Genomic DNA, 22,765 nt, shown 5'->3' with positions numbered 1-22,765 from the left:
AGGTTTATCGCGTCTCCGGCGTATGAGATTACCCGGCTACGGGAGATCTACCGTCAGCGTAAAGCGGCGCAGGAGGAAGAAGAGTTGGACGAGCTGCTTGAGGAGTTCAATAACCCCGTTGAAACCGACTGATAACAGGATACGCGGTACAGATGGCAGGTTCGGGGCATACCTGCCATCTACTGCTTTCATCTCTCGTTGCCCTCCCCGGAGGCGTCAGGCCTGGCGACTGCCCGGGCGACGACGACGGCTACCAGCATCAGAGCCAGCACCAGCAGCATGGCGCTGCGCAGCCCGTAGTGCTCCCCGAGGTAGCCAAGCAGCGGCGGCCCCACGAGGAAGGCGAGGTAGCCGGTGGTGGCGACCACGCTGACGCGCGCCGGGGCATCCGGCCCGGTGTCGCTGGCGGCGGAGATGGTCAGCGGGAAGCCCAGCGACGCGCCCAGCCCCCACAGCATTACCGAGACGCCCGCCACCCAGGCGCTGTCAACAAAGATAATCAGCCCGATGCCCAGCGCGCCCATTAGCGCGCTGGCGCGCACGACCGCGACCCGGCTGTAGCGATCGATAAACCAGCCGCCGGCAAAGCGCCCGAGGGTCATCCCCAGGGTGAAGCCCGCGTAGATCAGCGAGCCGGAGGTGGGGCTGAAGCCGTGGCCGTCCACCATCAGCAGTGGCAGCCAGTCGCTGGCGGAGCCTTCGGCGAAGGCCATCGCCAGCACCACCACGCCGATCAGCAGCAGCTGAACGTCGCGATAAAAGGGGGTTGCTGCCTTTTGGCTGCGCCGCGACTCGCCCGCCGCCGCTTTGCCCGTGCCGGGTGGCACCGCCCGGATGGCGATAAAAATTGGCGCGATGGCGATCAGCGCCGCCAGCAGAATATGCGTCGTCGCCGGAATGCCGGAGGCGGTTAACGCCATTCCCACGCCGGCACCAACGAGGGTGCCAAAGCTGTAGAAACCGTGCATCATCGGCAGTACGGTTTTATTCATTTCCCGCTCAATCGCCGCGCCCTCGACGTTAATCGCCACCTCGGCGGAACCAAAGCTGGCACCGAACACGCATAGCCCCAGCGCAAAAAGCAGGGGGGAGGCCAGCCACAGCGCGAAGCTGAGGAAGACCATACCCGCTACGGCGCAGGTCATGGTGGTACGAATTACGCTGCGGGTGCCAAAGCGTTTGACCAGCCAGGCCGAACAGAGAATGCCGCTCATGGAACCGATGGACAGCCCGAACAGCACCGCGCCCATTTCGGCGGTAGAAACGGAAAGCGTATCGCGGATCGCGGGAGTGCGGGTAGCCCAGGAGGCCATCATCAGCCCGGGCAGAAAGAAGAACACAAACAGCGCCGAGGCCCGGCACCTTAAAGCTTTACGTGCAGACAGAGGTGGCATTATTCCAGATCGATAATAAAGAGAATGGGACAACAGTAGCAAGGAAGTGTACAGGTGTACACAAACCTGAGATGAGGAAGCGCCGCGCGACGCGCTAACGATCCGCCGGTCGTCTGGGCGTCATCACCGGGGTGATTTTATTTTTGTATACGGTATCGCTGGGTATATTCTGCAGCACCAGCGAGTGCGCGCCGATGGTGACGTTATCGCCAATGGCGATCTTTCCACCGAGGATGGAAGCGTTACAGCCAATGTCAACCCGATCGCCAATCACTATCATGGCGTCAGCGCTGTCCGTCCGCAGCCCAATGGTAATGCCCTGCTTGAGATCGGCGTACTCTCCAATGATGCAGTTGTCGGTGATAACGATGCCGTTCAGATGAGCGATGTTTAAACCCTTGCCGATTTTGCAGGACAGCGAAATATCGACGCTGTGCCGGTATTTCAGACGGTTTTCAATCCGCCGGGCGAGGCGTTTCTTAAATCTGCCTTCCTGCGCATAGAGCCAGCAGGCGATGCGCCACCAGAACAGAAAGTGCTTCTTAGGGTTGCGCCTGGTACGAAGTAACGCTTTACGCCATGAGAAGGTTTTATTATGGCCAATGACCTCAAGGCGGAGGCACTCTTTAAGCTCATGGTACGACGTCATAGATCCTCACCGGAGAAAAAACACCATTTTAAAACAAAGTGCCAGCCAGACAACGTTTTTTGCTAACCGGGTAAACGGATCGCCAAAAACCTCCTCTGGCCGCCGGTGACAGGGGGTTATTCATTGATAGCTTTGACTGATGATTCGCTATTTTTTTCCAGCAGGATGCAACTGCGGGTATCCATTGAGCCAGATTTTTCCTGGATAAATAAGTTTAACCGGCTGAGGATATATTGATTCATCTGGTTATGAACGGCTTCAGGGCAGAGAAAGAGGATATTATTGTTTTGTATCACCGGGTATCCCTGTATCCATGCCTCTTCGCCACTCTCTTTTAGATCCTGCCAGTTAGCTTCCAGCCAGCCGGAAGGAAAACTCTGACGTTTAACCTTATGCCAGATTTTTTGTTCGCTGCGCAGACCGGCTAAGGAGATGGTGTAATTATTTAATTTGATAAAAAGCCCGGGCGTGCTCATTGCGGTAAAATAGATGGTGACAAGTGCGACGATTAAAAAACCGACGACTAACAGATCTTTTTTGGGGAGCTTCTTTTTACTTATAATGTTTTTGCAAATAATCAAAGGCATGTAAATTAAAAAAAGATATATAATCAAGATATATATCTTACCAAAACGACCGATATGAACCAGTTCAGCTTTGTCATAAATAAAAGTGATAATTATAAGCGTAGGGATGTTTAAATATAATCCTTTAAAAAATCCCCATAGCGTTTTTAAATTCTTGTTTTGTATATATTGCCAGAGAAAGTAACAGAGATAGAAGGTGATAATAAAGATCAAGCTTCCTGTCGCTATTGTGGTATCGGTAGTTCCCAGAACAGCCAGTGTAACGCTAATAACAATGGCATGGGCAATGGCCTTTTCTGTTTTTTTCTTGCTGTTGATAACGGCGCTAAATAAAAATAATATGGTTGGCATTAGCAGCATTAGCCCCCATAAAATAATAATTAAACTCATGGAGGCGAAAATAGCCAGCAGCGTGGCCGGGCTTGCCAGAAATGAGGGCAGGAGGTTGAGCTGCTCAATACGCGAAAGATATATCCAGATATTGATAAAGCCGATTGCCGCAAATAGTACGCTGATCTGCGGTAAATGGGAAAAGAAGAAGGAGAGGGTCTGGTGAAAAGAGCGATATAGCGGATGTCTTAAAAGTTTATTATTCCTGTATTTGAAGTGTATCTTTTCCATTTTTCCACCCTGCATGAAATAATGTCCTGTTAAATTGGCGGGTTGTAAACTTAATGTCTGCCTACCTGTGAAAATATTTTAATTATCAATTAAAACCAGCAATGGCTAAATTTTATCGGAAAGATGCAGTCTGCAGGAAACCGCCGTCAGCGAAGGCTAAAGCGTAAGAAGGAAAGCGCAGGCTTTGCTTTTCAGGAGATACGATAACAGGCAACAAAAAACCCATCAACCTTGAACCAAAGTGGCGGGGTTGATGGGCTCCACAAATTGGGGACATCAAAGAAAAGCAGTGGCAATAGTTAGGACTGACGTTTAAGCAAAAAGTTCTGTCAGATCACAAAAATTTCTCTTACCGCCTGCCTCAGGGCCATCCCAGACCGGGCCAGATGATGACGATCAGCGTGCCGGCAAGGGTCAGCAGCACGTTGGCGATGGCGTAGGTGCCCGCATAGCCAAGCGCGGGAATATTGCTGCGCGCCGTATCGCTGATGATCTCCATCGCCGGGGCGCAGGTGCGCGCGCCCATGATCGCGCCAAACAGCAGGGCGCGGTTCATTCGCAGTACCCAGACGCCGAACAGGAAGCAGATCACCACCGGCACCAGGCTGACGAGCAGCCCGGCGACCAGCATCTGGCCGCCCACCACGCCCAGCCCCGCGCCGATGCCGCTGCCCGCGCTCAGGCCGACGCCCGCCATAAACACCATCAGGCCAAACTCCTTCACCATATTCAGCGCGCCCTGGGGGATATAGCCAAACGTGGGATGGTTGGCGCGCAGAAAGCCGAGCATAATCCCGGCGAACAGCAGCCCGGCGGCGTTGCCCGGGCCGAAGCTGAAGTTGCTGAACTGGAAGGTGATCATGCCGATCATCAGGCCGATGATAAAGAAAGCGCAGAAGGCCAGCAGATCGGTGACCTGGCTGTGAATAGAAATAAAGCCGATGCGGTCCGCAATGGTTTTCACGCGGCGGGCGTCGCCGCTGACCTGCAGCACGTCGCCTTTGTTAAGCACCACGTTATCGTCGATCGGCATCTCGATCTGGCTGCGGATCACCCGGTTCAGGAAGCAGCCATGGTCGGTCAGCTTCAACTGGGCGAGGCGGCGGCCCACCGCATTGTGGTTTTTCACCACAATCTCTTCGGTGACAATGCGCATGTCGAGCAGATCCCGGTCGAACACCTCTTTGCCGTCGCGAAAGCTGGGGTCAAGGCGGGCGTGCGCGTCCGGGTAGCCCACCAAGGCTATCTCATCGCCCGACTGCAGCACCGCGTCGCCGTCCGGCGTCGCCAGAATGCCGTTGCGGCGGATGCGCTCGATATAGCAGCCGGTTTGCCGGTAGATACCAAGCTCGCGCAGGTTCTTGCCGTCTGTCCACGCCACCAGCTCCGGACCGACCCGGTAGGCGCGGATCACCGGCAGATAGACCTTCCGGTTGGCGTCGCTGTCCAGCCCGCGCTCGCGCGCAATCTGCTGGGCGCTGGTCTGCAGATCCTGATGCTGCAGCTTTGGCAGATAGCGCGCGCCAATAATCAGGCTTACCAGCCCGATAAGATAGGTCAGGGCGTAGCCGAGGCTCAGGTTGTCCTGGGCTATGGAGAGCTGTTCCGGTGCCATACCGAAGTGGCGCAACGTATCGCCTGCGCCCACCAGCACCGGGGTGGAGGTCATGGAGCCGGCCAGCATACCGGCCGTCAGGCCGATATCCCAGCCAAACAGCTTGCCGAGGCCCAGGGCGATTAGCAGAGCGCTACCGATCATCACCAGGGCAAGCATCAGATAGTTTTTACCGTCGCGAAAAAAAATCGAAAAAAAGTTAGGCCCGGCTTCAACGCCGACGCAAAAAATAAACAGCATAAAGCCCAGATTCAGCGCCTCGGTGTTAATAGTGAAATGCTGGTGGCCTAATAACAGAGAGGCCACCAAAACGCCAATGGAATTACCCAGTTGGACAGAACCCAGCCGTAGTTTTCCCAGGCACAGGCCGAGAGCCAGAACGACAAATAATAACAGGATGTAATTCCCATTTAACAAATCAGCGACGTTTATATTCACGGAGACTAACTTCTTGTTTACGAGTAAGCTGTTGAAAGAAATGGTAATTTAAGCTAACTTTTTTGCTATGTTTAATGGAGCCGGCGCTTTGTCAGGCAACCGAATAAATGAAACACGGCAATATTTTCAGCTAGTTTAATCTCATTACGTATCAACGGCTATAAGAATCGTGTGGACGTATTTTTGGCACGGACAGCCAAACGGCTTTATCTGACGGGTCGCCGCTACGCAAAGCGCGCCCGGTAGAGACAGTGTCAGGAGAAATGATTGAAACATAAACGTGGTTGGGCAGGCGCGGCCTGCTGCTTTGTACTCTTTATCACTGTGTGGTTGATTCTGGCGATGAAGATGGAAGGGGTGTTTCGAACTTCCGGAAATCCTGAAACTGGCCTGCTGTTTTTTATCCTGCCGGGTGCCGCGGCCAGCTTCTGTTCCCATCGGCGGAGGCTGATTAAGCCTCTTCTTGGCGCAGTGCTGGCGGCACCATTCTGTATGCTGTTGATGCGTCTGTTTTTTACTTCCACCCGTTCGCTGTGGCAGGATCTGGCATGGCTGTTCAGCGCGGTCTTCTGGTGTGCGCTTGGCGCGCTATGCTATCTGTTTATTAGTCATGTACTTAGCCAGCGGCGCAGAAAGAGCCGCTAACGCCCCCGGGCCGGGGGCGCGGCCGCAGTGGTCAGGCGAACAGATCGAGGTTGGCTTTCGCCCACGCTTCGAAATCGGTACAGCCGCCGATATGTTTCTGATCGACAAAAATCTGCGGTACGGTTTCGACGGGTTTACCGACGGTTTTCTCCAGATCCGCTTTGCTGATGCCTTCGGCATGAATATCAATGTAGCGATAGTTAAAATCGTCGTGCTGCTGGCTCAGCTTCTCCGCCAGCTCTTTTGCACGTACGCAGTAAGGACATCCCGGGCGACCAAAAATTACGGTAAACATGCTTCTCTCCTCAGATTAGGGTCAGGCGTATCCAGGCCTGATGGTGAATGGCTGTTATAATGCCGCCAAAAGGCCGATCGGGAAAGCGGATTACGCTTTAATTCCTTTTGACGATATCTGCTAAACACATTCCACCCGATCCATCTACAATATTCAGCAGCTTGTCGGCAGGCCGCCCTGCGCGGAGCATGTCCGGCCGACCCCTTTTCGAGCAGACAGAGAAAACGTCATGACACCCACTATTGATTTACTGCGGAGCCACCGCTCCATTCGCCACTATACGGACCAGCCCGTTTCCGATGCGCAGCGCGAGGCGATTATCGCCGCCGCCCAGGGCACCTCCAGTTCCAGCTTTTTACAGTGCAGTTCCATCGTGCGCATCACCGATAAGACGCTGCGCGAAGCCCTCGTGCCGCTGACCGGCGGCCAGCAGCACGTCGCCCGGGCCGCCGAGTTCTGGGTGTTTTGCGCCGACTTTAACCGCCATCTGCAGATCTGCCCGGAGGCGCAGCTGGGGCTGGCGGAGCAGCTGCTGCTGGGGGTGGTCGATACCGCCATGATGGGGCAAAACGCGCTGACCGCCGCGGAATCCCTGGGGCTGGGCGGCGTGTATATTGGCGGTATCCGCAATAATATCGAGCCGGTGACCCAGCTGCTGAAGCTGCCGAAGCACGTGCTGCCGCTGTTTGGCCTGTGTCTGGGCTGGCCGGCCGATACTCCCGACCTCAAACCGCGCCTGCCGGCGGCGCTGCTGGTCCACGAGAACCACTATCAGCCGATGGACAGCGACGTACTGGCGCAGTATGACGAACGGCTGGCGGAGTATTACCTCACCCGCGACAGCAATAACCGCCGCGACACCTGGAGCGATCATATTCGCCGCACCATCATAAAAGAGAGCCGTCCGTTTATACTCGACTATCTGCACAAGCAGGGTTGGGCGACGCGCTAGCGGTTGGGGTAAGATACGCCGATTCAGGCCGGGTTTATCAACGAGGTAGAGGATGAAAATTGCCATATTGTCCCGGGACGGAACGCTCTACTCCTGCCGGCGTTTGCGCGAAGCCGCGATCCAGCGCGGCCATCAGGTCGCTATCTTCGATCCGCTTTCCTGCTATATGAACATCAGCCCGGCGGCCTCTTCTATCCACTATAAAGGGCGTCGGCTGCCGCATTTTGACGCGGTGATCCCGCGTATCGGCTCGGCGATAACCTTTTACGGCACCGCGGCGCTGCGCCAGTTTGAGCTGCTTGGCAGCTATCCGCTCAATGAATCCGTGGCGATTGTTCGCGCCCGCGACAAGCTGCGTTCCCTTCAGCTGCTGGCGCGCCAGGGCATCGATCTGCCTATTACCGGCATTGCCCATTCGCCGGACGATACCAGCGATCTTATCGGCATGGTCGGTGGCGCGCCGCTGGTGGTGAAGCTGGTGGAGGGAACCCAGGGTATCGGCGTGGTGCTGGCGGAAACCCGTCAGGCGGCGGAGAGCGTCATTGACGCCTTTCGCGGGCTGAACGCCCATATTCTGGTGCAGGAGTATATCGAAGAGGCGAAAGGGCGCGACGTTCGCTGCCTGGTGGTGGGGAACGAGGTGGTGGCGGCCATTGAGCGGCGGGCGAAGGAGGGCGATTTCCGCTCGAATCTGCATCGCGGCGGCTCCGCCTGCGTGGTGGAGATTACGCCGCGCGAACGGGAAATCGCCGTTGCCGCCGCCCGGACGCTGGGGCTGGACGTCGCCGGGGTTGATATCCTGCGCGCCAGGCGCGGGCCGCTGGTGATGGAAGTGAACGCCTCTCCGGGCCTTGAAGGGGTGGAGAAAACCACCGGCGTGGATATTGCCGGGCGCATGATCGCCTGGATCGAACAGCACGCCACGCCGGAATTTTGTCTTAAAACGGGCGGATAATCTCAATATCGCCGGCGGACATAGTATCGCGGACGCTTTTTGCGTAAGCTGTGGCGGAAATTTTTTAGCGTAAGAGGTAGCACATTATTATGGCATCACTGGTCGTACCCACTCTGGATACGTTGCGTCAATGGCTCGACGACCTGGGCATATGTTTTTTTGAATGTGATACCTGCCAGGCGCTGCATCTGCCGCACATGCAGAATTTTGACGGCATCTATGATGCCAAAATCGATCTGGTCGATAATACGCTGCTGTTTTCCGCAATGGCGGAAGTTCGCCCCTCCGCGCTGCTGCCGCTGGCGGCGGATCTCTCCGCCATCAACGCCAGCTCCCTGACGGTTAAGGCGTTTCTCGACATGCAGGATGATAACCTGCCAAAGCTGGTGGTCTGCCAGTCTTTACCCGCCATGCCGGGGATCGCCTTCGGGCAGTTTGAATGGTTTGTTCGCCAGAGCGAAGAACAAATTTCAATGGTGATTCTGGAAGCCTGCGCCCATCAGCTGCTTTTCGATGCGGAAGAGGACGCCCCCAAAGGCAGCGTCGGGAGCCATTTTCTGCACTGAGATGCGGACCAGGCGTTAAGGGGCGCGGCCTCTCTCGCCGCGTCATTGGCGAGGGCGTAACGTGCCGCACGCTTTTGTACGGCATAAATCTTTTCTTAACGTTTTTGCTGCTGCAACGAAAGGGGGGGAGCACGCCCGGATGAACTGTACCGGCGGTTCGCCCTGCGCGTGGCGGAGCGCTTCCGCCCGGCGCGATGCCGCTGTACGTTGTCACCACTCTGCCCTAACACTCAGCGCCGCACGCCCGTAGTGACGACCTCCGGGAGGATAAGGCTAACCGCGCCGACCGTCTCCAGTCCGAAGATAAACCTTACCCCGAAAATCAATATCCCAGGCGACGTTAGCCCTTAAGGTGCCGGAAGCGATGGTTTTTTCACCAGATCGAGAGGCCGCGTGCGAAAAAACGGCGGATACGAGATATCCCGCGTGCAAGAGGCGGCCGGAGAAACTAAAATCTGTGAAACTGGGTCCCTGGTGCCGCGTTAATGTCGCGGTACTGCTTTCATGGAAGAGGAATCGTTGGGATTTATAAAAGTATCACCTTCATCACATGCCCGGCTGAATACGCCCGCGCTGGTACAGATGGCGGCGCTGGCTATTCTGTTGATTCGCGGACTCGATCTGCTGCTGCTTTTTAACACGCTTGGCGTGCGCGGCACCGGCGAGTTTATTCATCGCAGCGTGCAGACCTGGAGCCTGACGCTGGTTTTTCTCAGCAGCCTGGCGCTGGTATTTATCGAAGTCTGGTGCGCCTTCTCACTGCTAAAGGGGAGCCGCCGGGCGCGCTGGGTTTATCTGCTGACCCGGATTGTCGCTACCGGCTATCTGTGGGCGGCATCGCTGGGCTACGGCTACCCCGAGCTGTTCAGCATCGCCGGCGAATCACCGCGGGAAATTCTGCGCACCCTGGTGCTGCAAAAGCTGCCGGACATGCTGGTGCTCCTGCTGCTGTTCGTCCCGGCGAGCAGCCGCCGGTTTTTCCGTTTGCAATAGCATGTATACCCTAAATAATTCGAGTTGCAGGACAAAACGCAGCGCGTTTTGAACAGCCCCCGGGCTGGCCCCGAAGGGGTGAGGCCTTCAGGCCGAATCACGCGGCAAGCGAGCGATAAATTCGTCAGGAACGAATTTGAACGGCCTCAGGCCGCCTTCGGTGAGGGACAGGGATGTCCCCCATTTATCCCCGGGAGCATAGCGAACAGNAGTGACAAATCTGTCGGGAGCAGATTTGAACGCCGCGCAGCGGCGGCCCGTCAGGGCGAGTCTCATGGATGAGACGAGTAACCCGAAGCCAACGCATATGCAGCTTGAAGTATGACGGGTATATAATCGCCACCCTCGTTAATTAAAGGTTTTTCTATGCAGTGCGCACTCTATGACGCCGGCCGCTGTCGCTCCTGTCAGTGGCTTGCGCGACCGGTTGATGAGCAACTGGCCGCCAAAACGGCCGATCTGCAACAGCTTATGGCTGCTTTTCCGGTACGGGAGTGGCGTACGCCGGTCAGCGGCCCGGAGCAGGGATTCCGCAATAAGGCCAAAATGGTGGTCAGCGGCAGCGTGGAGAAGCCGCTGCTGGGTATGCTGCACCGCGACGGGACGCCGGAAGATTTGTGCGATTGTCCGCTCTATCCCGCCGCGTTCGCCCCGATCTTTGCCACATTGAAGCCCTTTATCGCCAGGGCCGGGCTGACGCCCTACAGCGTGGCGCGCAGGCGCGGCGAGCTGAAGTATCTGCTGCTCACCGGAAGCCGGCTCGACGGCGGAATGATGCTGCGCTTTGTTCTGCGATCGGAAAATAAGCTGGCGCAGCTGCGCGCCGCGCTGCCGTGGCTGCAGGCGCAGCTCCCGCAGCTGAAGGTTATTACCGCCAATATTCAGCCGGTACACATGGCGATAATGGAGGGCGAGACCGAGATCGCCCTGACGGAGCAGCAGGCGCTGGCGGAACGCTTTAACGACGTGCCGCTGTGGATCCGCCCCCGGAGCTTTTTTCAGACCAACCCGGCCGTCGCCGCGCGGCTGTACGCCACGGCGCGCGAGTGGGTGCGCGAGCTGCCGGTACGGCACATGTGGGATCTGTTCTGTGGGGTGGGCGGCTTTGGTCTGCACTGCGCCACGCAGGAGATGCGCCTGACCGGCATTGAAATCTCCCCCGAGGCGATAGCCTGCGCGAAGCAGTCCGCCGCCCGGCTGGGGTTAACCCGGCTGCAGTTCCAGGCGCTCGACTCCACCCGTTTCGCCACAGCCCAGGACGACGTGCCGGATCTGGTGCTGGTGAACCCGCCGCGCCGCGGCGTCGGCGGGGCGCTGTGCGACTACCTTGCCCGCATGGCTCCGCGGTGGATTATCTACTCCAGCTGTAATGCCCGGACCATGGCGAAAGATATAGCTCTTCTGCCGGGCTACCGCGTGGCCCGGGTTCAGCTTTTCGATATGTTCCCCCATACCGCGCACTATGAGGTGCTGACTCTGCTGATCCGCGCGGATCTGGCCGTGGACCATTGCTCGGCCCGTCGTCGGGATGCGGTGATTTGACGCCTTTCTGATAAGACGGAGGCCCGCTTTCGCGGGCCTGAGACGGTTATTCCGGGAACCAGCGGCTGCTGATCTCCTGATATATGCCGTTGGCTTTAATCGCCGCCAGCGCGTTATTAAGCTTATCCAGCAGCGCCTTATTATCCGGGCGTACCGCAATGCCTAAGCCGGTGCCAAAATAGTGGGCGTCGGTGACTTTTTCCGTCGCCGCGCCAAGCTGTGGGTTGGTTTTCAGCCATTCGTTTACCACCGCCGTGTCGCCAAAAACGCCGTCAATACGCCCGTTTTTCAGATCGATAAAGGCGTTCTGATAGCTGTCATAGGCCACGGTTTCCACCTCGGGGTGCTTATCCTGCAGGTACTTCTGGTGCGTGGTGCCGTTTTCCATGCCGATGCGTTTGCCCTTCAGCTCGGCAAAGGACTTATAGGTATTTTTCTTCGCAATTACCAGCGCCGAGTTGGCGTAGTAGGGATGGGTAAACGCCACCTGCCTGCTGCGCTCCGGGGTGATATCCATGCCGGAAATGACCGCGTCATACTTTTTGAACTTCAATGCCGGGATCAGGCTGTCGAAGGCGTGGTTGGTAAAAGTACACTCTGCCTGCATCTGTTTGCACACCGCTTTCGCCAGGTCGAGATCGAAGCCGACAATCTGGTTGTTGGCGTCCAGCGACTCAAAGGGGGGATAGGTGGCGGAGACGCCAAAGCTGATTTTTTCTGCGGCAACGCTGCCTGCGGCGAAGGAAGCCAGTAATGCAGCCAGAACTAACTTTTTCATGGTGAAACTCCCGTCATTCAACTATTTTGCGCCGTATCTGCGGCCGGAGTTCACAATGCCATTCATTGAATTTATATGCAATAAAAATGATTAACTATTTTGTTTTGGGCGTAAAAAAGGCGGACAATCATAAAGTTTGTCCGCCATTAGCTTAGAATTTATGCAGCCGCCCGGGCTAATTCCGCCGCTCAAATGCCAGCGCCTTGCGCTCGATTAAGCGCATCATCAGCGTCAGCAGGCCGTTGACGACCAGGTAGATAATCCCCGCCGCGCCAAACACCATAACGTCGTAGGTGCGGCCATAGAACAGCTGCCCGTAGCCCATCACCTCCATCAGCGTAATGGTGTACGCCAGCGAAGTGCTCTTAAACACCAGCACCACCTCATTGGAGTAAGAGGAGAGGGCGCGCTTGAACGCATAGGGCAGCAGAATTGCCAGGGTATCCTTCCGGCTCATTCCCAGCGCGCTGCAGGAGTGCCACTGCCCTTCCGGGATCGCCCGGATGGCACCGTAGAACAGCTGGGTGGTATAGGCGGCGCTGTTCAGCGACAGGGCGATCAGCGCACACAGCCACGGCTCGGAGAGCAGATGCCAGAGCGCAGGGTACGTCTGCAGCGACGGAAACTGGCCCGGCCCGTAGTAGATCAGGAAGATCTGCACCAGCAGGGGCGTGCCGGTAAACAGCGTAATATAGCCGCGCACCAGCCAGACCAGCCCCGGCGTCTTCAGCGTCAGGATGATGGTGAAAATCAGCGACAGGATCAGCGCGATGAGAATGGAGGCGACGGTCAGCGTCAGGCTGGTGTGCAGCCCTTTCATCAGCTCAGGTAAATACTCAAACATCAGCCCGGCCTCCGCTCAAAGCGCGTGGTATGCAGATCGATGCGCTTGAGAATGTACTGGCTTATCAGGGTGATTGCCAGGTAGATTGCCGCCGCGATAATGTACCAGTTAAACGGCTCCTGGGTGCGGGTGGCGATGCTTTTGGTCTGCAGCATCAGGTCGTTGACGCTGATCAGGCTGACCAGCGCGGTATCCTTCAGCAGCACCAGCCACTGGTTGCCGAGGCCCGGCAGCGCATGACGCCACATCTGCGGCATCACCAGGCGGAAGAAGATCGCCGCCTTCGACAGCCCCAGCGCCTGGCCAGACTCCCACTGGCCAACCGGCACCGCCTTCAGCGCGCCGCGCAGGGTTTGCGAGGCGTAGGCCGCATAGAGCAGCGACAGGGCGATAACCCCGCAGAGGAACGGGCTGACGTCAAAATTTTCAATTTCCATCTGCACCGGGATTTGCGCAAAGCCGAGATGGAGAGTAAAGCCGTCGGAGAGCGTCAGCAGCAGCTGGGAGGAGCCGAAGTAGATAAACAGCACCACCAGGATCTCCGGCAGGCCGCGCAAAATGGTGACCAGCGCGGAGCCGGCCCACGCAACCGGACGCCATTTAACCGACTCCCAGACCGCGAAGACCATCGCCAGCGCAAGGCCGAGGATGAGCGCACAAACCGCAAGGCCGACGGTCATCCCGGCGGCGCTTGCTAAAGGAAAAAATTCGTTCATTCAGGCTTACTTCTGAAACCATTTGTTATAGATGGACTCGTAGGTCCCATCTTTCTTCACTTTTTCCAGCGCGGCGTTGAACTTCTGCTGCAGCTCGGTATTACCCGGGCGCACCGCGATGCCGATGCCGGTGCCGAAGTAGTCTTTATCGGTCACCTTGTCGCCGACCGCCACCAGCTGCGGATTCGCCTTCAGCCACTCGGTGACCACGGCGGTGTCGCCGAACACGCCGTCGATGCGGCCGTTCTGCAGATCCAGCTTCGCGTTCTGATAGCTGTCATAGGGCACGGTGGTGATTTCCGGGTGCTTATCCATAATAAATTTCTGATGGGTCGTGCCGTTCTGCACGCCCACTTTTTTACCCTTCAGCTGGTCAATCTGCGCGTATTTCCCCTGCTGACCAACGAACAGCGCCGAGTTGTCATAGTATGGCGTGGTGAACAGCACTTGCTTTTCGCGCTCGGGCGTGATGTCCATGCCCGCCATGACCGCGTCGAAGCGGCGGAACTTCAGGCCGGGGATCAGGCTGTCGAACGACTGGTTGGTAAAGGTGCAGGTGGCGTCGATCTCTTTGCACAGCGCGTTGGCCAGATCGACGTCGAAGCCGACGATCTGGTTATTGGCGTCAACTAATTCAAAGGGAGGGTAGGACGCTTCGGTAGCGAAACGGATAGTCTGGGCCGCCGTAGCGGAGAGGCTAAAGCCCGCAATTAACGCGGCAATCAGAACTTTTTTCATAGTTTTTGTCCCGGCTCTTAGTGTGACAGGTAGTTTTTAAAGGCTTCGGTCTGCGGATGGGTAAAGCAACCCGCATCGCCAAGCTCCACGATATGACCGTTTTCCATATATACCACGCGGCTGGCGGTTTTACGCGCCACCTCGACCTCATGGGTCACGATGACCTGGGTAATATTGGTTTCCGCCAGCTCGCGGATGATGCTGACGATCTGGGCGGTAATTTCCGGGTCCAGCGCGGCGGTCGGCTCGTCGAACAGCAGCACCTGCGGCTCCATCATCAGCGCCCTGGCGATGGCCACGCGCTGCTGCTGTCCGCCGGAAAGATGCAGGGGATAGCGATCGCGGTAAGGGGTCAGGCGCAGACGCTCCAGCAGCTTTTCGGCGCGGGCCATCGCCTTCTCTTTGCTCAGGCCCAGCACCCGGCAGGGGGCTTCGATCAGGTTCTGCTGCACCGTGAGGTGCGGCCAGAGATTATACTGCTGGAAGACCATACCGACGTTCTGGCGCAGTTCGCGAATCGCCTTATCGGAGGGGGTGCGGGTAAAGTCGAAGTGGTTCCCTGCGATCTCAAGCGTGCCGGAGCGCGGCATTTCAAGCAGGTTAAGTACGCGCAGCAGCGAGCTTTTACCCGCTCCGCTGGGGCCAAGCAGCACCAGCGTTTCGCCCTGAGGGCAAGTCAGCGTGATATCGAACAGCGCCTGATGCGCGCCGTAGAAGCAATTAATGCCGTTTAATTGAATGCTCATTGATACTCGTATGCTGGCAGTCTGAAAGCAATTAAGGCCGCAGATAGTACCTTTGACAGAATAGTTATGCAATATTTATGCGTTAAAAGTTAACTACAAAGCGCATTATTCACTAACCATAGCACAAAATATCGAAGATGGTATGAGGTGAGAATATTTATCGGCGTTCTATGCAGAACGCCGGATAATTTATGGGGGTAATTTTCGATCGCGAAGTGTTAACGGTTTTCAATCGACTGGCGCAGGGTGCCCGCCGGCGCGTGTACGCTGCCGCCCAGATAGCGTACGTCGTCAATGGCCCAGCACTGGCCTTCATGGATCATCAGCACTTCATCCTGCCAGCGCTGCTCGCCCTGGGCCAGCTCCACGCGCAGCGGAATATTGCGCGCATCCCGGTTTGGAATGGTAGAGGCGCTGGCTACCCTGGCGCTCTCCGGGAGCGTCGGGCGGCTGGAGAAGAGATCGCTGCTCAGGAGCTGGCGGCGCTGCGGATCGCGGCTGGCGTCAGACAGCAGCTTCGCCAGGCCATCGCTCAGATAAGGGCGCAGGGCGGCGACGTCGCTGCTGCGGTGGGTAAGGCGATAATCATAGAACTGCCGGGCCACGGCGTCCGGCCCGCCCTCCACGCAGGTGCCGATCCGCGGCCCGTTATTCTCATAGGCCGGCGTGACGGTGGTACATGCGCCGAGCAGCAGGGCAAAGGGAGCGATCAGAGCGAGTTTACGGTAGCGCATAGTGATTTCCTTATTAGCGAGCTGTGCATTTCATCTTTCAAACTGCCCCGGCGTGGCCTGACCGGAAGCAGGCTTCGGTAAGCGTCCGGGGAGTCACTCCGCTGTCGCGAAGCGCTTTGAATGATTTTGCGTGAATAAAATCTACGATAATCAATTATACCCGTCATACTTCAGGCTGCCTGTTCCGGTCACATCGTTCGCTATGCTTTCGGGAGTGAATAAGGGGCATCGTCCAGGGTATATAACCTTTCAATAATAGCGTATCGGTCTGATAATGCTTTTCAGATCGAGCGCTTAGCGACATAAGGAGAGTAACCATGCAGTTTTCAACCACCCCAACGCTGGAAGGGCAGAGCATTAAAGAGTATTGCGGCGTAGTAACCGGTGAGGCCATTCTGGGCGCAAATATCTTCCGCGACTTTTTCGCGGGCATCCGCGATATCGTTGGCGGTCGCTCAGGTGCCTATGAGAAAGAGCTGCGCAAGGCGCGGGAGATCGCTTTTCAGGAGCTGGGCGAGCAGGCGCAGGCGCTGGGTGCCGACGCCGTGGTCGGTATTGATATCGACTACGAAACCGTCGGTAAAGACGGCAGTATGCTGATGGTCAGCGTCAGCGGTACGGCGGTGAAGACGCGCTGATGAGACGTCTGCTATGGCCGCTCGTGCTGGCGCTGCTGCTGGCGGGCTGCGCGGGCGAAAAGGGTATTGTCGACCGTCAGGGATACCAGCTGGATACCCGGCGGCAGGCGCAGGGATCCTCGCCGCGCGTCAGGGTGCTGGTGATTCACTATACGGCGGAAGGCTTCGCCACCTCCCTGGCGACCCTGACCGGCAGGGAGGTCAGCGTACACTATCTGATCCCGGCGCAGCCGCCGCTGCATCAGGGCCGGCCGCGTATCTGGCAGCTGGTGCCGGAACAGCAGAGCGCCTGGCATGCCGGGAGTAGCTTCTGGCGCGGGGCCACCCGCCTTAACGACACCTCAATCGGCATTGAGCTGGAGAATCGCGGCTGGCAGGAAACGGCGGCCGGCAGGACGTTTGCGCCGTTTGAGCCGGCGCAGATCCTGGCTCTTGTCCCGCTGGCGCGCGATATTATCGCCCGTTACGGCATCCGGCCGCAGGACGTGGTGGCCCATGCCGATATCGCGCCGCAGCGCAAGGACGACCCCGGGCCGCTGTTTCCGTGGCGCGCGCTGGCGGAGCAGGGCATCGGAGCCTGGCCGGACGCGCAGCGGGTTGCGTTTTATCTGGCGGGGCGCGATCCCCACGCGCCGGTGCCGATGGACTCGCTGCTCGAACTGCTGGGGCGCTACGGCTACGAGGTCAGGCCGGAGATGACGCCCCGGGAGCAGCGGCGGGTGATCATGGCGTTTCAGATGCATTTCCGCCCGGCGCGATGGAACGGCGCGCCGGACGCTGAAACCCAGGCCATTGCCGAAGCGCTGCTGGAAAAGTACGGCGGGGAGCGGGCCGCGTCCGGCAGCCGGGCGTAGCGGGATAGCGGTGAACGCCTACCGCGGCAGCTTGCCGTGGTCGCGCAGCCAGGCCGCGGTGCGCTCGATCCCTTCGTCAAGGGTGACCACCGGCTGATAGCCCAGCTCGTCCCGGGCGCGGGCGATGTCCAGCGTAAAATCGAAGTTGAGCTTCGACACGCCGTAGTGGGTCAGCGCAGGCTCTTTTGCCGTTTTATCGCCAAAGCGCTCCAGGCTGCGGGCAATCATATCCAGCATCGGGTAAGGCACCGAACGGATGCGGCAGTCGATGTTCAGCTCATCGATCAGCTTCTGTACGATGCTGCGCAGGGTGCGGTGTTCGCCGTTGGTGATGTTATAGGCCCGGCCTGACGGCAGCCCGTCGCAGCTGTTCTGGCTGGCCAGCCACATGGCGTGGACCGCATTTTCAAAGTAGGTCATATCCACCAGCGCGCTGCCGCCGTGCGGCAACAGTACGCTGCCGTAGCGATGCATCATATGCGCCAGCCGGGGAATAAACACCTTGTCATGCAGTCCGAACAGGCTCTGGGGGCGCAGGATCGTAAAACGAGTCTGGGGATTGGCCTGCGCCAGCTGGTTAATCACCTCTTCGCTCGCCGCTTTACTGCGGGCGAATTCGTTGGCGAAGCGGTGCGGGCGGAACGTTTCGCTGATGTTCCGGTGATGGTGGTAGTCGAAGTAGAGCGAGGGCGACGAGATATGAATAAAGTTGCGCACGCCCCTGGCAACCGCCCACTCGCCGAGGCGGCGGGTAGCGCGGACGTTGGCCAGATCGAAGGCCTGCTGGGTGCCCCACGGCGAGGTAAAGCTGGAGCAGTGCCAGAGGGTGTCCACGTCCGCGAGCATCACTTTCGCCTGGGCGGACATCAGCTCGGTCAGATCCGCATGGACAAACTCTGCGCCTATTTTTTCCAGCAGCTTGCCCATCGCCTCATTGCGACCGGTGGCCCTGACGCTGAGGCCTTTGCCGCGTAAAAATTCAACCGCGTTTCGGCCTAAGCCGCTGGTAGCGCCGGTAACCAGAACCTTCATAGCAATCCACTGTGATTAAATAGAACTTCGTGCGCATTCTTTCGTGAATTACGTTTGTATGCAATGAGAAACGGGAAAGAATACCGCATATCTTCCTTATTCTTCTGTGCGCTGTTCCGCAAGGGCGGCGATTCGCCGGGCCATTCCGCGAAAGATAAACAGGTGCGCCGGGATCATCAGCAGCCAGTAAAACAGTCCCGGCATACCGTGCGGGTGCCACCAGGCGCGGACGTCGAGCTGGCGGTAGCTGCCTTTATCCTCCAGGGTAAAGCTCAGGCGACCCAGCCCCGGTGCCTTCATGCCAAACAGCAGGGTGAGCTGCTTTTCCGGTTCGACGACAATCACCTTCCAGCTGTCCACCGCGTCGCCGACCTGCAGTAGCTCACCGGCAGGGCGGCCCTTTGCCAGCCGGTGGCCCACCAGCCGATCCATCGCCGCCCGCGTTTTCCATAAAACATTGCCAAAGAAGTAGCCCTCCCGACCGCCGAGGCGGTTAATCACCCGCCACAGCGCCCGCGGGCTGGCCGACGTTCTGACGGTGTACCCCGCCTGTTTGGCGAAGTAGCCGTACTCCGGCCGCCAGCGGGCGAAGGCCTGCGCGTCATAGCCCCAGTCGCTGGAGTGGGCCAGCCTCTCTTCGTCTTTGAGGGTGCGGCGCACCGCGTCGTCAAAGGTGATAAGCGGCTGCGGGATCAGCGCCCGCAGCCCGGCGTCATCGGCCAGCAGGTCGTGCTTCAGCCCCTGGATCAGCGCCTTCGCCGTGGAGGGAGGAACCGAAGTAATGACGCTTAAAAACCAGGCGGAAATCCAGCGGGTCGGGAGAGGCAGGGGGATCAGCGGACGGCGTTTGCCGCTGACGGCCATAAAGCGTTCGAACTGCTGCTGATAGCTCAGGATCTGCGGCCCGGCGGCTTCAAATATCCGATGACCGGTGGCCGGATGATCCAGCAGCGCCACCAGGTAGTGCAGCAGATTCTCCAGAGCGATGGGGGTGGTGCGCGAGCGCACCCAGCGGGGCGGAGTGAGCACCGGCAGGTTATAAACCATATCGCGCATCACCTCAAAGGCGGCGGAGCCAGCGCCGACGATGATGCCCGCCCGCAGCTCGGTTACCGGCACTCCGGCCTCGCGCAGCGTTTCTGCGGTAAGCTGGCGGGCGCGCAGGTGATCCGAACGCTGGTGGGCGGGAGCCTGCAGCGAGCTAAGGAAGATAAGCTCGCTGACCGGCACCTGGCGCAGCGCGTCGCGAACGTTCAGCGCCACCTGACGCTCGTGGGCGATGAAATCGCCGCCTTCGCCCATACCGTGCACCAGGTAGTAAACCGTATCCACCCCGGCCAGCAGGGCCGGCAAGCGCTCCGGCCCGTTGAGATCGAGGCTGTGGCAGCTGACGTTGGCCAGCCCCAGCTTCCGCAGGCGGTCGGTGCGGCGCGCCGTCGCCAGCACCCGATGTCCCTGCTGGCTGAGCGCTCTGACCAGATGCTGGCCGATGTAGCCGCTGGCCCCGAGAACCAGTATGCGTTGCGACACGTCCTGCTCCTTAGCGGTTTAAAAAGGCGCGCCAGTGGGCGACGACTCCGGCAAGCTGCTCCCGCGATACGTCCAGGTGGGTCACCAGCCGGACGACCGGTGCGGCGTTGATTAGCACCTCTCGCGCCTGCATAAATTCCCCCAGCGCGGCGTGCGCCTCGCCGACGCGAACGAACAGCATATTGGTGTCCTGACGCAGCACCTCGGCACCCGCGTCGCGCAGCTGCCGGGCCATCCAGGCGGCGTTGTCATGATCCTCGCACAGGCGGGCGACGTTGTTTTCCAGGGCATAGCGTCCCGCCGCCGCCAGAATTCCCGCCTGGCGCATGCCGCCGCCGGCCATCTTCCGCCAGCGAGTCGCCCGTTTGATATAGTCGCGGCTGCCCACCAGCAGGGAGCCGACCGGTGCGCCCAGCCCTTTTGACAGGCACAGGGTGAAGGAGTCGCAGTAGCGGGTAATCTCTTCCAGCCCGCAGCCGTAGTCCACCACGGCGTTAAAAATTCGCGCCCCGTCGACGTGCAGCGCCAGGCCGCGCTCGCGGGTGAAGTCCCACGCCGCGTTGAGGTAGTCGCGCGGCAGCACCTTGCCGTTGTGGGTGTTTTCCAGACTGAGCAGCCGGGTGCGGGCGAAGTGGATGTCGTCCGGTTTGATTTTCGCCGCCACCTTGTCCAGCGGCAGCGTGCCGTCCGCCGCCGCGTCAACCGGCTGCGGCTGAATGCTGCCGAGCACCGCCGCGCCGCCGGCCTCATAGAGATAGTTGTGCGCCCCCTGGCCGACAATATACTCTTCGCCGCGCTCGCAGTGGCTGAGCAGGGCGACCAGGTTGGCCTGGGTGCCGGTGGGCAGGAACAGCGCCGCCTCTTTGCCGGAGAGTTCGGCGACGTAGCGCTGAAGCGCGTTGACGGTGGGGTCGTCGCCGTAGACGTCGTCCCCCACCGGGGCGGCCAGCATAGCTTCCAGCATGGCCCGACCCGGCCGGGTAACGGTGTCACTGCGTAAATCGATCATGGCATTACCTGAGAAGAGAGAGGAAATGCCTGATGTTTTACCTCAGCCAGTTGGTTTTCGCCAGTTCGATAACCTCATCGCCGCGACCGCTGATGATGGCGCGCAGCATATAAAGGCTGAACCCCTTCGCCTGCTCAAGCTTGATCTGCGGCGGGATCGCCAGCTCCTCTTTGGCCACCACCACGTCCACCAGCACCGGGCCGTCGATGGCCATCGCCCTCTGCAGCGCCTCGTCCACCTCGGAGGCTTTCTCCACGCGGATGCCGGTAATGCCGCAGGCCTCGGCGATACGCGCGAAGTTGGTTTCATGGAGGTCGGTGCCGTCGGTAAGGTAGCCGCCGGCCTTCATCTCCATCGCCACAAAGCCCAGCACGCTGTTATTAAACACCACGATCTTAACGGGCAGCTTCATCTGCACCACCGAGAGAAAGTCGCCCATCAGCATACTGAAGCCGCCGTCGCCGCACAGGGCGATGACCTGCCGGTCCATCGCAGTGACCTGCGCGCCCAGGGCCTGCGGCATGGCGTTGGCCATCGAGCCGTGGTTGAACGACCCCAGCAGGCGACGCTTACCGTTCATCTGCAGATAGCGGGCGGCCCAGACGGTAGGGGTGCCGACGTCGCAGGTGAAGATAGCGTCATCGTCGGCCAGGCGGCTGATTTGCCGGGCCAGATACTGCGGGTGAATGGCCCTGTCGCCGGGCTTCGCCAGATCGTCCAGCCCTTTGCGGGCGTCGCGATAATCGTCCAGCGCCTTGTCGAGGAAGCGGCGGTCGCTTTTCTCCTCCACCAGCGGCAGCAGGGCGCGGAGGGTGGCTTTGATGTCGCCCACCAGCGCGATGTCGACCTTGCTGTGCGCCCCGATGCTGCCCGGGTTGATATCGATTTGCACGATCTTCGCGTCGGCCGGGTAGAAGGCGCGATAGGGAAACCGGGTGCCGAGCAGCAGCAGCGTGTCGGCGTTCATCATGGTATGGAAGCCCGACGAGAAGCCGATCAGCCCGGTCATTCCGACATCGTACGGGTTGTCATATTCAACGTGCTCTTTTCCGCGCAGGGCGTGGACGATCGGCGCTTTAATTTTGCCGGCGAATTCCACCAGCTCGTCGTGCGCCCCGGCGCAGCCGCTGCCGCACAGCAGGGCAATCTTGTTGGAGTAGCGCAGCAGCTGGGCCAGCTTGTGCAGCTCCTCATCCTGCGGGATGACGACGGGCTGCGGGGCGTGATACCAGTGGCAGGTCGCGCCTTCCGGGGCCGGCTTCAGCGCCACGTCGCCCGGCACCACCACCACCGAGACGCCGCGGTTCAGTACGGCCTTGCGCATGGCGATCGCCAGCACCTGGGGGATCTGCTCCGGGCTGGAGACCAGCTCGCAGTAGTGGCTGCATTCGCGGAACAGCTCCTGCGGATGTGTCTCCTGAAAATAGCCGCTGCCGATCTCGCTGGAGGGAATATGGGCGGCGATCGCCAGTACCGGAACCTGGTTGCGATGGCAGTCAAACAGCCCGTTTATCAGATGCAGGTTGCCCGGCCCGCAGGAGCCGGCGCAGACCGCCAGCTCGCCGGTGAGCTGCGCCTCCGCGCCCGCGGCGAAGGCGGCAACCTCCTCATGGCGGGTGGGCATCCACTCAATCGTCTCCATGCGATTGAGGCTGTCGCTCAGGCCGTTCAGGGAGTCGCCCGTCACGCCCCAGATCCGCTTAACGCCCGCCTGTTCCAGGGTTTTGGCAATAAAAGCAGCAACCGTTTGTTTCATGGTTCTCCGTCTCCTTCACTATGATACCGGCTTCAAGTCTAGTTGAATCTCACGGCGATAGCGGCGGGCGGGGGAGAGGAGCAAAAAAATGGCCGGACAGCGTTATGCATATCCGGCCAGGCCATTTTTGAAGATTTT

23 protein-coding genes are annotated in these 22,765 nt (G+C 59.0%); 8 read left to right on the top strand and 15 right to left on the bottom strand.

Annotation, left to right across the window (positions count from 1 at the left end; translation table 11 throughout):
• Positions 1–188 precede the first annotated feature (188 nt).
• From GJV78_RS18500 to GJV78_RS18485, 4 genes are all read right to left on the bottom strand, one after another.
• A complete protein-coding gene (locus GJV78_RS18500; protein ID WP_155109696.1) occupies positions 189–1,394 on the bottom strand; it encodes an MFS transporter in 1,206 nt (401 codons plus the stop codon).
• A 94-nt stretch (positions 1,395–1,488) separates the two neighbouring features.
• Complete coding sequence (locus GJV78_RS18495; protein WP_155109695.1) at positions 1,489–2,043, bottom strand: serine acetyltransferase; 555 nt, start codon at positions 2,041–2,043, stop codon at positions 1,489–1,491.
• 116 nt (positions 2,044–2,159) lie between these two features.
• Positions 2,160–3,251: a hypothetical protein gene (locus GJV78_RS18490; protein WP_155109694.1), complete on the bottom strand. Its 1,092-nt coding sequence runs from the start codon at positions 3,249–3,251 to the stop codon at positions 2,160–2,162.
• A 361-nt stretch (positions 3,252–3,612) separates the two neighbouring features.
• Positions 3,613–5,304 carry an aspartate:alanine antiporter gene (locus GJV78_RS18485; RefSeq protein ID WP_167519639.1) on the bottom strand — a complete coding sequence of 564 codons (1,692 nt, stop codon included), beginning with the start codon at positions 5,302–5,304 and terminating at the stop codon, positions 3,613–3,615.
• 267 nt (positions 5,305–5,571) lie between these two features.
• Here GJV78_RS18485 and GJV78_RS18480 point away from each other — a divergent pair, with 267 nt between their 5' ends.
• Positions 5,572–5,949 (top strand): inner membrane protein YbjM, encoded by a 378-nt coding sequence (locus GJV78_RS18480; protein ID WP_155109693.1) that lies wholly within the window; start codon positions 5,572–5,574, stop codon positions 5,947–5,949.
• A gap of 31 nt (positions 5,950–5,980) precedes the next feature.
• On the opposite strand, the gene GJV78_RS18475 is transcribed toward GJV78_RS18480, so the two are convergent.
• A complete protein-coding gene (locus GJV78_RS18475) occupies positions 5,981–6,244 on the bottom strand; it encodes a GrxA family glutaredoxin (RefSeq protein WP_155109692.1) in 264 nt (87 codons plus the stop codon).
• 229 nt (positions 6,245–6,473) lie between these two features.
• Here GJV78_RS18475 and nfsA point away from each other — a divergent pair, with 229 nt between their 5' ends.
• From nfsA to rlmC, 5 genes are all read left to right on the top strand, one after another.
• The gene (gene nfsA / locus GJV78_RS18470) at positions 6,474–7,196 is read left to right on the top strand and encodes a nitroreductase NfsA (protein WP_155109691.1); all 723 of its coding nucleotides are present in this window, start codon (positions 6,474–6,476) and stop codon (positions 7,194–7,196) included.
• 52 nt (positions 7,197–7,248) lie between these two features.
• On the top strand, positions 7,249–8,151 hold the full coding sequence (gene rimK, locus GJV78_RS18465) for a 30S ribosomal protein S6--L-glutamate ligase (RefSeq protein WP_155109690.1): 903 nt from the start codon (positions 7,249–7,251) through the stop codon (positions 8,149–8,151).
• Positions 8,152–8,240: 89 nt separating this feature from the next.
• Positions 8,241–8,717, top strand: coding sequence for a type III secretion system chaperone family protein (locus tag GJV78_RS18460; protein WP_155109689.1), 477 nt, complete (start codon positions 8,241–8,243; stop codon positions 8,715–8,717).
• Between the two features lie 504 nt (positions 8,718–9,221).
• Complete coding sequence (locus GJV78_RS18455) at positions 9,222–9,710, top strand: YbjO family protein (protein ID WP_155109688.1); 489 nt, start codon at positions 9,222–9,224, stop codon at positions 9,708–9,710.
• Between the two features lie 366 nt (positions 9,711–10,076).
• The gene (rlmC, locus tag GJV78_RS18450) at positions 10,077–11,252 is read left to right on the top strand and encodes a 23S rRNA (uracil(747)-C(5))-methyltransferase RlmC (RefSeq protein WP_155109687.1); all 1,176 of its coding nucleotides are present in this window, start codon (positions 10,077–10,079) and stop codon (positions 11,250–11,252) included.
• A gap of 46 nt (positions 11,253–11,298) precedes the next feature.
• Here rlmC and artJ read toward each other — a convergent pair whose 3' ends face one another.
• The 6 genes from artJ to GJV78_RS18420 form a co-directional block, all read right to left on the bottom strand.
• On the bottom strand, positions 11,299–12,030 hold the full coding sequence (gene artJ, locus GJV78_RS18445; protein ID WP_155109686.1) for an arginine ABC transporter substrate-binding protein ArtJ: 732 nt from the start codon (positions 12,028–12,030) through the stop codon (positions 11,299–11,301).
• Positions 12,031–12,205: 175 nt separating this feature from the next.
• Positions 12,206–12,874, bottom strand: a complete 669-nt coding sequence (artM, locus tag GJV78_RS18440) for an arginine ABC transporter permease ArtM (RefSeq protein WP_155109685.1) — start codon at positions 12,872–12,874, stop codon at positions 12,206–12,208.
• Entirely contained in the window at positions 12,874–13,590 is a 717-nt protein-coding gene (gene artQ / locus GJV78_RS18435; RefSeq protein WP_155109684.1) for an arginine ABC transporter permease ArtQ, read from the bottom strand. Before artQ ends, artM begins: the two co-directional genes overlap by 1 nt.
• Before the next feature lie 6 nt (positions 13,591–13,596).
• A complete protein-coding gene (gene artI, locus GJV78_RS18430) occupies positions 13,597–14,328 on the bottom strand; it encodes an arginine ABC transporter substrate-binding protein ArtI (RefSeq protein WP_155109683.1) in 732 nt (243 codons plus the stop codon).
• Positions 14,329–14,345: 17 nt separating this feature from the next.
• Entirely contained in the window at positions 14,346–15,074 is a 729-nt protein-coding gene (gene artP, locus GJV78_RS18425; RefSeq protein WP_155109682.1) for an arginine ABC transporter ATP-binding protein ArtP, read from the bottom strand.
• Positions 15,075–15,292: 218 nt separating this feature from the next.
• Complete coding sequence (locus GJV78_RS18420; protein ID WP_155109681.1) at positions 15,293–15,808, bottom strand: lipoprotein; 516 nt, start codon at positions 15,806–15,808, stop codon at positions 15,293–15,295.
• A 317-nt stretch (positions 15,809–16,125) separates the two neighbouring features.
• Here GJV78_RS18420 and GJV78_RS18415 point away from each other — a divergent pair, with 317 nt between their 5' ends.
• Together GJV78_RS18415 and GJV78_RS18410 are read left to right on the top strand one after the other, a co-directional pair.
• The gene (locus tag GJV78_RS18415) at positions 16,126–16,446 is read left to right on the top strand and encodes a heavy metal-binding domain-containing protein (RefSeq protein ID WP_155109680.1); all 321 of its coding nucleotides are present in this window, start codon (positions 16,126–16,128) and stop codon (positions 16,444–16,446) included.
• Complete coding sequence (locus GJV78_RS18410) at positions 16,446–17,300, top strand: N-acetylmuramoyl-L-alanine amidase (RefSeq protein WP_155109679.1); 855 nt, start codon at positions 16,446–16,448, stop codon at positions 17,298–17,300. The genes GJV78_RS18415 and GJV78_RS18410 overlap by 1 nt, the downstream gene beginning before the upstream one ends.
• An 18-nt stretch (positions 17,301–17,318) precedes the next feature.
• Here the strand turns inward: GJV78_RS18410 and GJV78_RS18405 are convergent, their stop codons facing one another.
• From GJV78_RS18405 to poxB, 4 genes are all read right to left on the bottom strand, one after another.
• Entirely contained in the window at positions 17,319–18,332 is a 1,014-nt protein-coding gene (locus GJV78_RS18405; protein ID WP_155109678.1) for an NAD-dependent epimerase/dehydratase family protein, read from the bottom strand.
• A gap of 96 nt (positions 18,333–18,428) precedes the next feature.
• Positions 18,429–19,862 (bottom strand): SDR family oxidoreductase, encoded by a 1,434-nt coding sequence (locus GJV78_RS18400; RefSeq protein ID WP_167519638.1) that lies wholly within the window; start codon positions 19,860–19,862, stop codon positions 18,429–18,431.
• A 10-nt stretch (positions 19,863–19,872) separates the two neighbouring features.
• Complete coding sequence (gene ltaE / locus GJV78_RS18395) at positions 19,873–20,871, bottom strand: low-specificity L-threonine aldolase (RefSeq protein ID WP_155109677.1); 999 nt, start codon at positions 20,869–20,871, stop codon at positions 19,873–19,875.
• A 37-nt stretch (positions 20,872–20,908) separates the two neighbouring features.
• Positions 20,909–22,627, bottom strand: a complete 1,719-nt coding sequence (gene poxB / locus GJV78_RS18390) for a ubiquinone-dependent pyruvate dehydrogenase (RefSeq protein WP_155109676.1) — start codon at positions 22,625–22,627, stop codon at positions 20,909–20,911.
• Between the last annotated feature and the right edge of the window lie 138 nt (positions 22,628–22,765).

The organism is Intestinirhabdus alba (genome assembly GCF_009711095.1).
Lineage (GTDB): Bacteria > Pseudomonadota > Gammaproteobacteria > Enterobacterales > Enterobacteriaceae > Intestinirhabdus > Intestinirhabdus alba.
Note: the sequence above shows the minus strand (reverse complement) of the source record. Positions and strands in the feature narration are given on the sequence as shown.

Excerpts from the sequence above, each read along its gene's own strand:
- GJV78_RS18500 (WP_155109696.1), bottom strand. The coding sequence starts at position 1,394 with ATGCCACCTCTGTCTGCACGTAAAGCTTTAAGGTGCCGGGCCTCGGCG.
- artM (WP_155109685.1), bottom strand. The coding sequence starts at position 12,874 with ATGTTTGAGTATTTACCTGAGCTGATGAAAGGGCTGCACACCAGCCTG.
- rimK (WP_155109690.1), top strand. The coding sequence starts at position 7,249 with ATGAAAATTGCCATATTGTCCCGGGACGGAACGCTCTACTCCTGCCGG.
- GJV78_RS18410 (WP_155109679.1), top strand. The coding sequence starts at position 16,446 with ATGAGACGTCTGCTATGGCCGCTCGTGCTGGCGCTGCTGCTGGCGGGC.
- GJV78_RS18455 (WP_155109688.1), top strand. The coding sequence starts at position 9,222 with ATGGAAGAGGAATCGTTGGGATTTATAAAAGTATCACCTTCATCACAT.
- GJV78_RS18420 (WP_155109681.1), bottom strand. The coding sequence starts at position 15,808 with ATGCGCTACCGTAAACTCGCTCTGATCGCTCCCTTTGCCCTGCTGCTC.
- artP (WP_155109682.1), bottom strand. The coding sequence starts at position 15,074 with ATGAGCATTCAATTAAACGGCATTAATTGCTTCTACGGCGCGCATCAG.
- artI (WP_155109683.1), bottom strand. The coding sequence starts at position 14,328 with ATGAAAAAAGTTCTGATTGCCGCGTTAATTGCGGGCTTTAGCCTCTCC.
- artJ (WP_155109686.1), bottom strand. The coding sequence starts at position 12,030 with ATGAAAAAGTTAGTTCTGGCTGCATTACTGGCTTCCTTCGCCGCAGGC.
- nfsA (WP_155109691.1), top strand. The coding sequence starts at position 6,474 with ATGACACCCACTATTGATTTACTGCGGAGCCACCGCTCCATTCGCCAC.
- artQ (WP_155109684.1), bottom strand. The coding sequence starts at position 13,590 with ATGAACGAATTTTTTCCTTTAGCAAGCGCCGCCGGGATGACCGTCGGC.
- GJV78_RS18490 (WP_155109694.1), bottom strand. The coding sequence starts at position 3,251 with ATGGAAAAGATACACTTCAAATACAGGAATAATAAACTTTTAAGACAT.
- GJV78_RS18475 (WP_155109692.1), bottom strand. The coding sequence starts at position 6,244 with ATGTTTACCGTAATTTTTGGTCGCCCGGGATGTCCTTACTGCGTACGT.
- GJV78_RS18415 (WP_155109680.1), top strand. The coding sequence starts at position 16,126 with ATGCAGTTTTCAACCACCCCAACGCTGGAAGGGCAGAGCATTAAAGAG.
- GJV78_RS18460 (WP_155109689.1), top strand. The coding sequence starts at position 8,241 with ATGGCATCACTGGTCGTACCCACTCTGGATACGTTGCGTCAATGGCTC.
- poxB (WP_155109676.1), bottom strand. The coding sequence starts at position 22,627 with ATGAAACAAACGGTTGCTGCTTTTATTGCCAAAACCCTGGAACAGGCG.
- GJV78_RS18405 (WP_155109678.1), bottom strand. The coding sequence starts at position 18,332 with ATGAAGGTTCTGGTTACCGGCGCTACCAGCGGCTTAGGCCGAAACGCG.
- ltaE (WP_155109677.1), bottom strand. The coding sequence starts at position 20,871 with ATGATCGATTTACGCAGTGACACCGTTACCCGGCCGGGTCGGGCCATG.
- rlmC (WP_155109687.1), top strand. The coding sequence starts at position 10,077 with ATGCAGTGCGCACTCTATGACGCCGGCCGCTGTCGCTCCTGTCAGTGG.
- GJV78_RS18495 (WP_155109695.1), bottom strand. The coding sequence starts at position 2,043 with ATGACGTCGTACCATGAGCTTAAAGAGTGCCTCCGCCTTGAGGTCATT.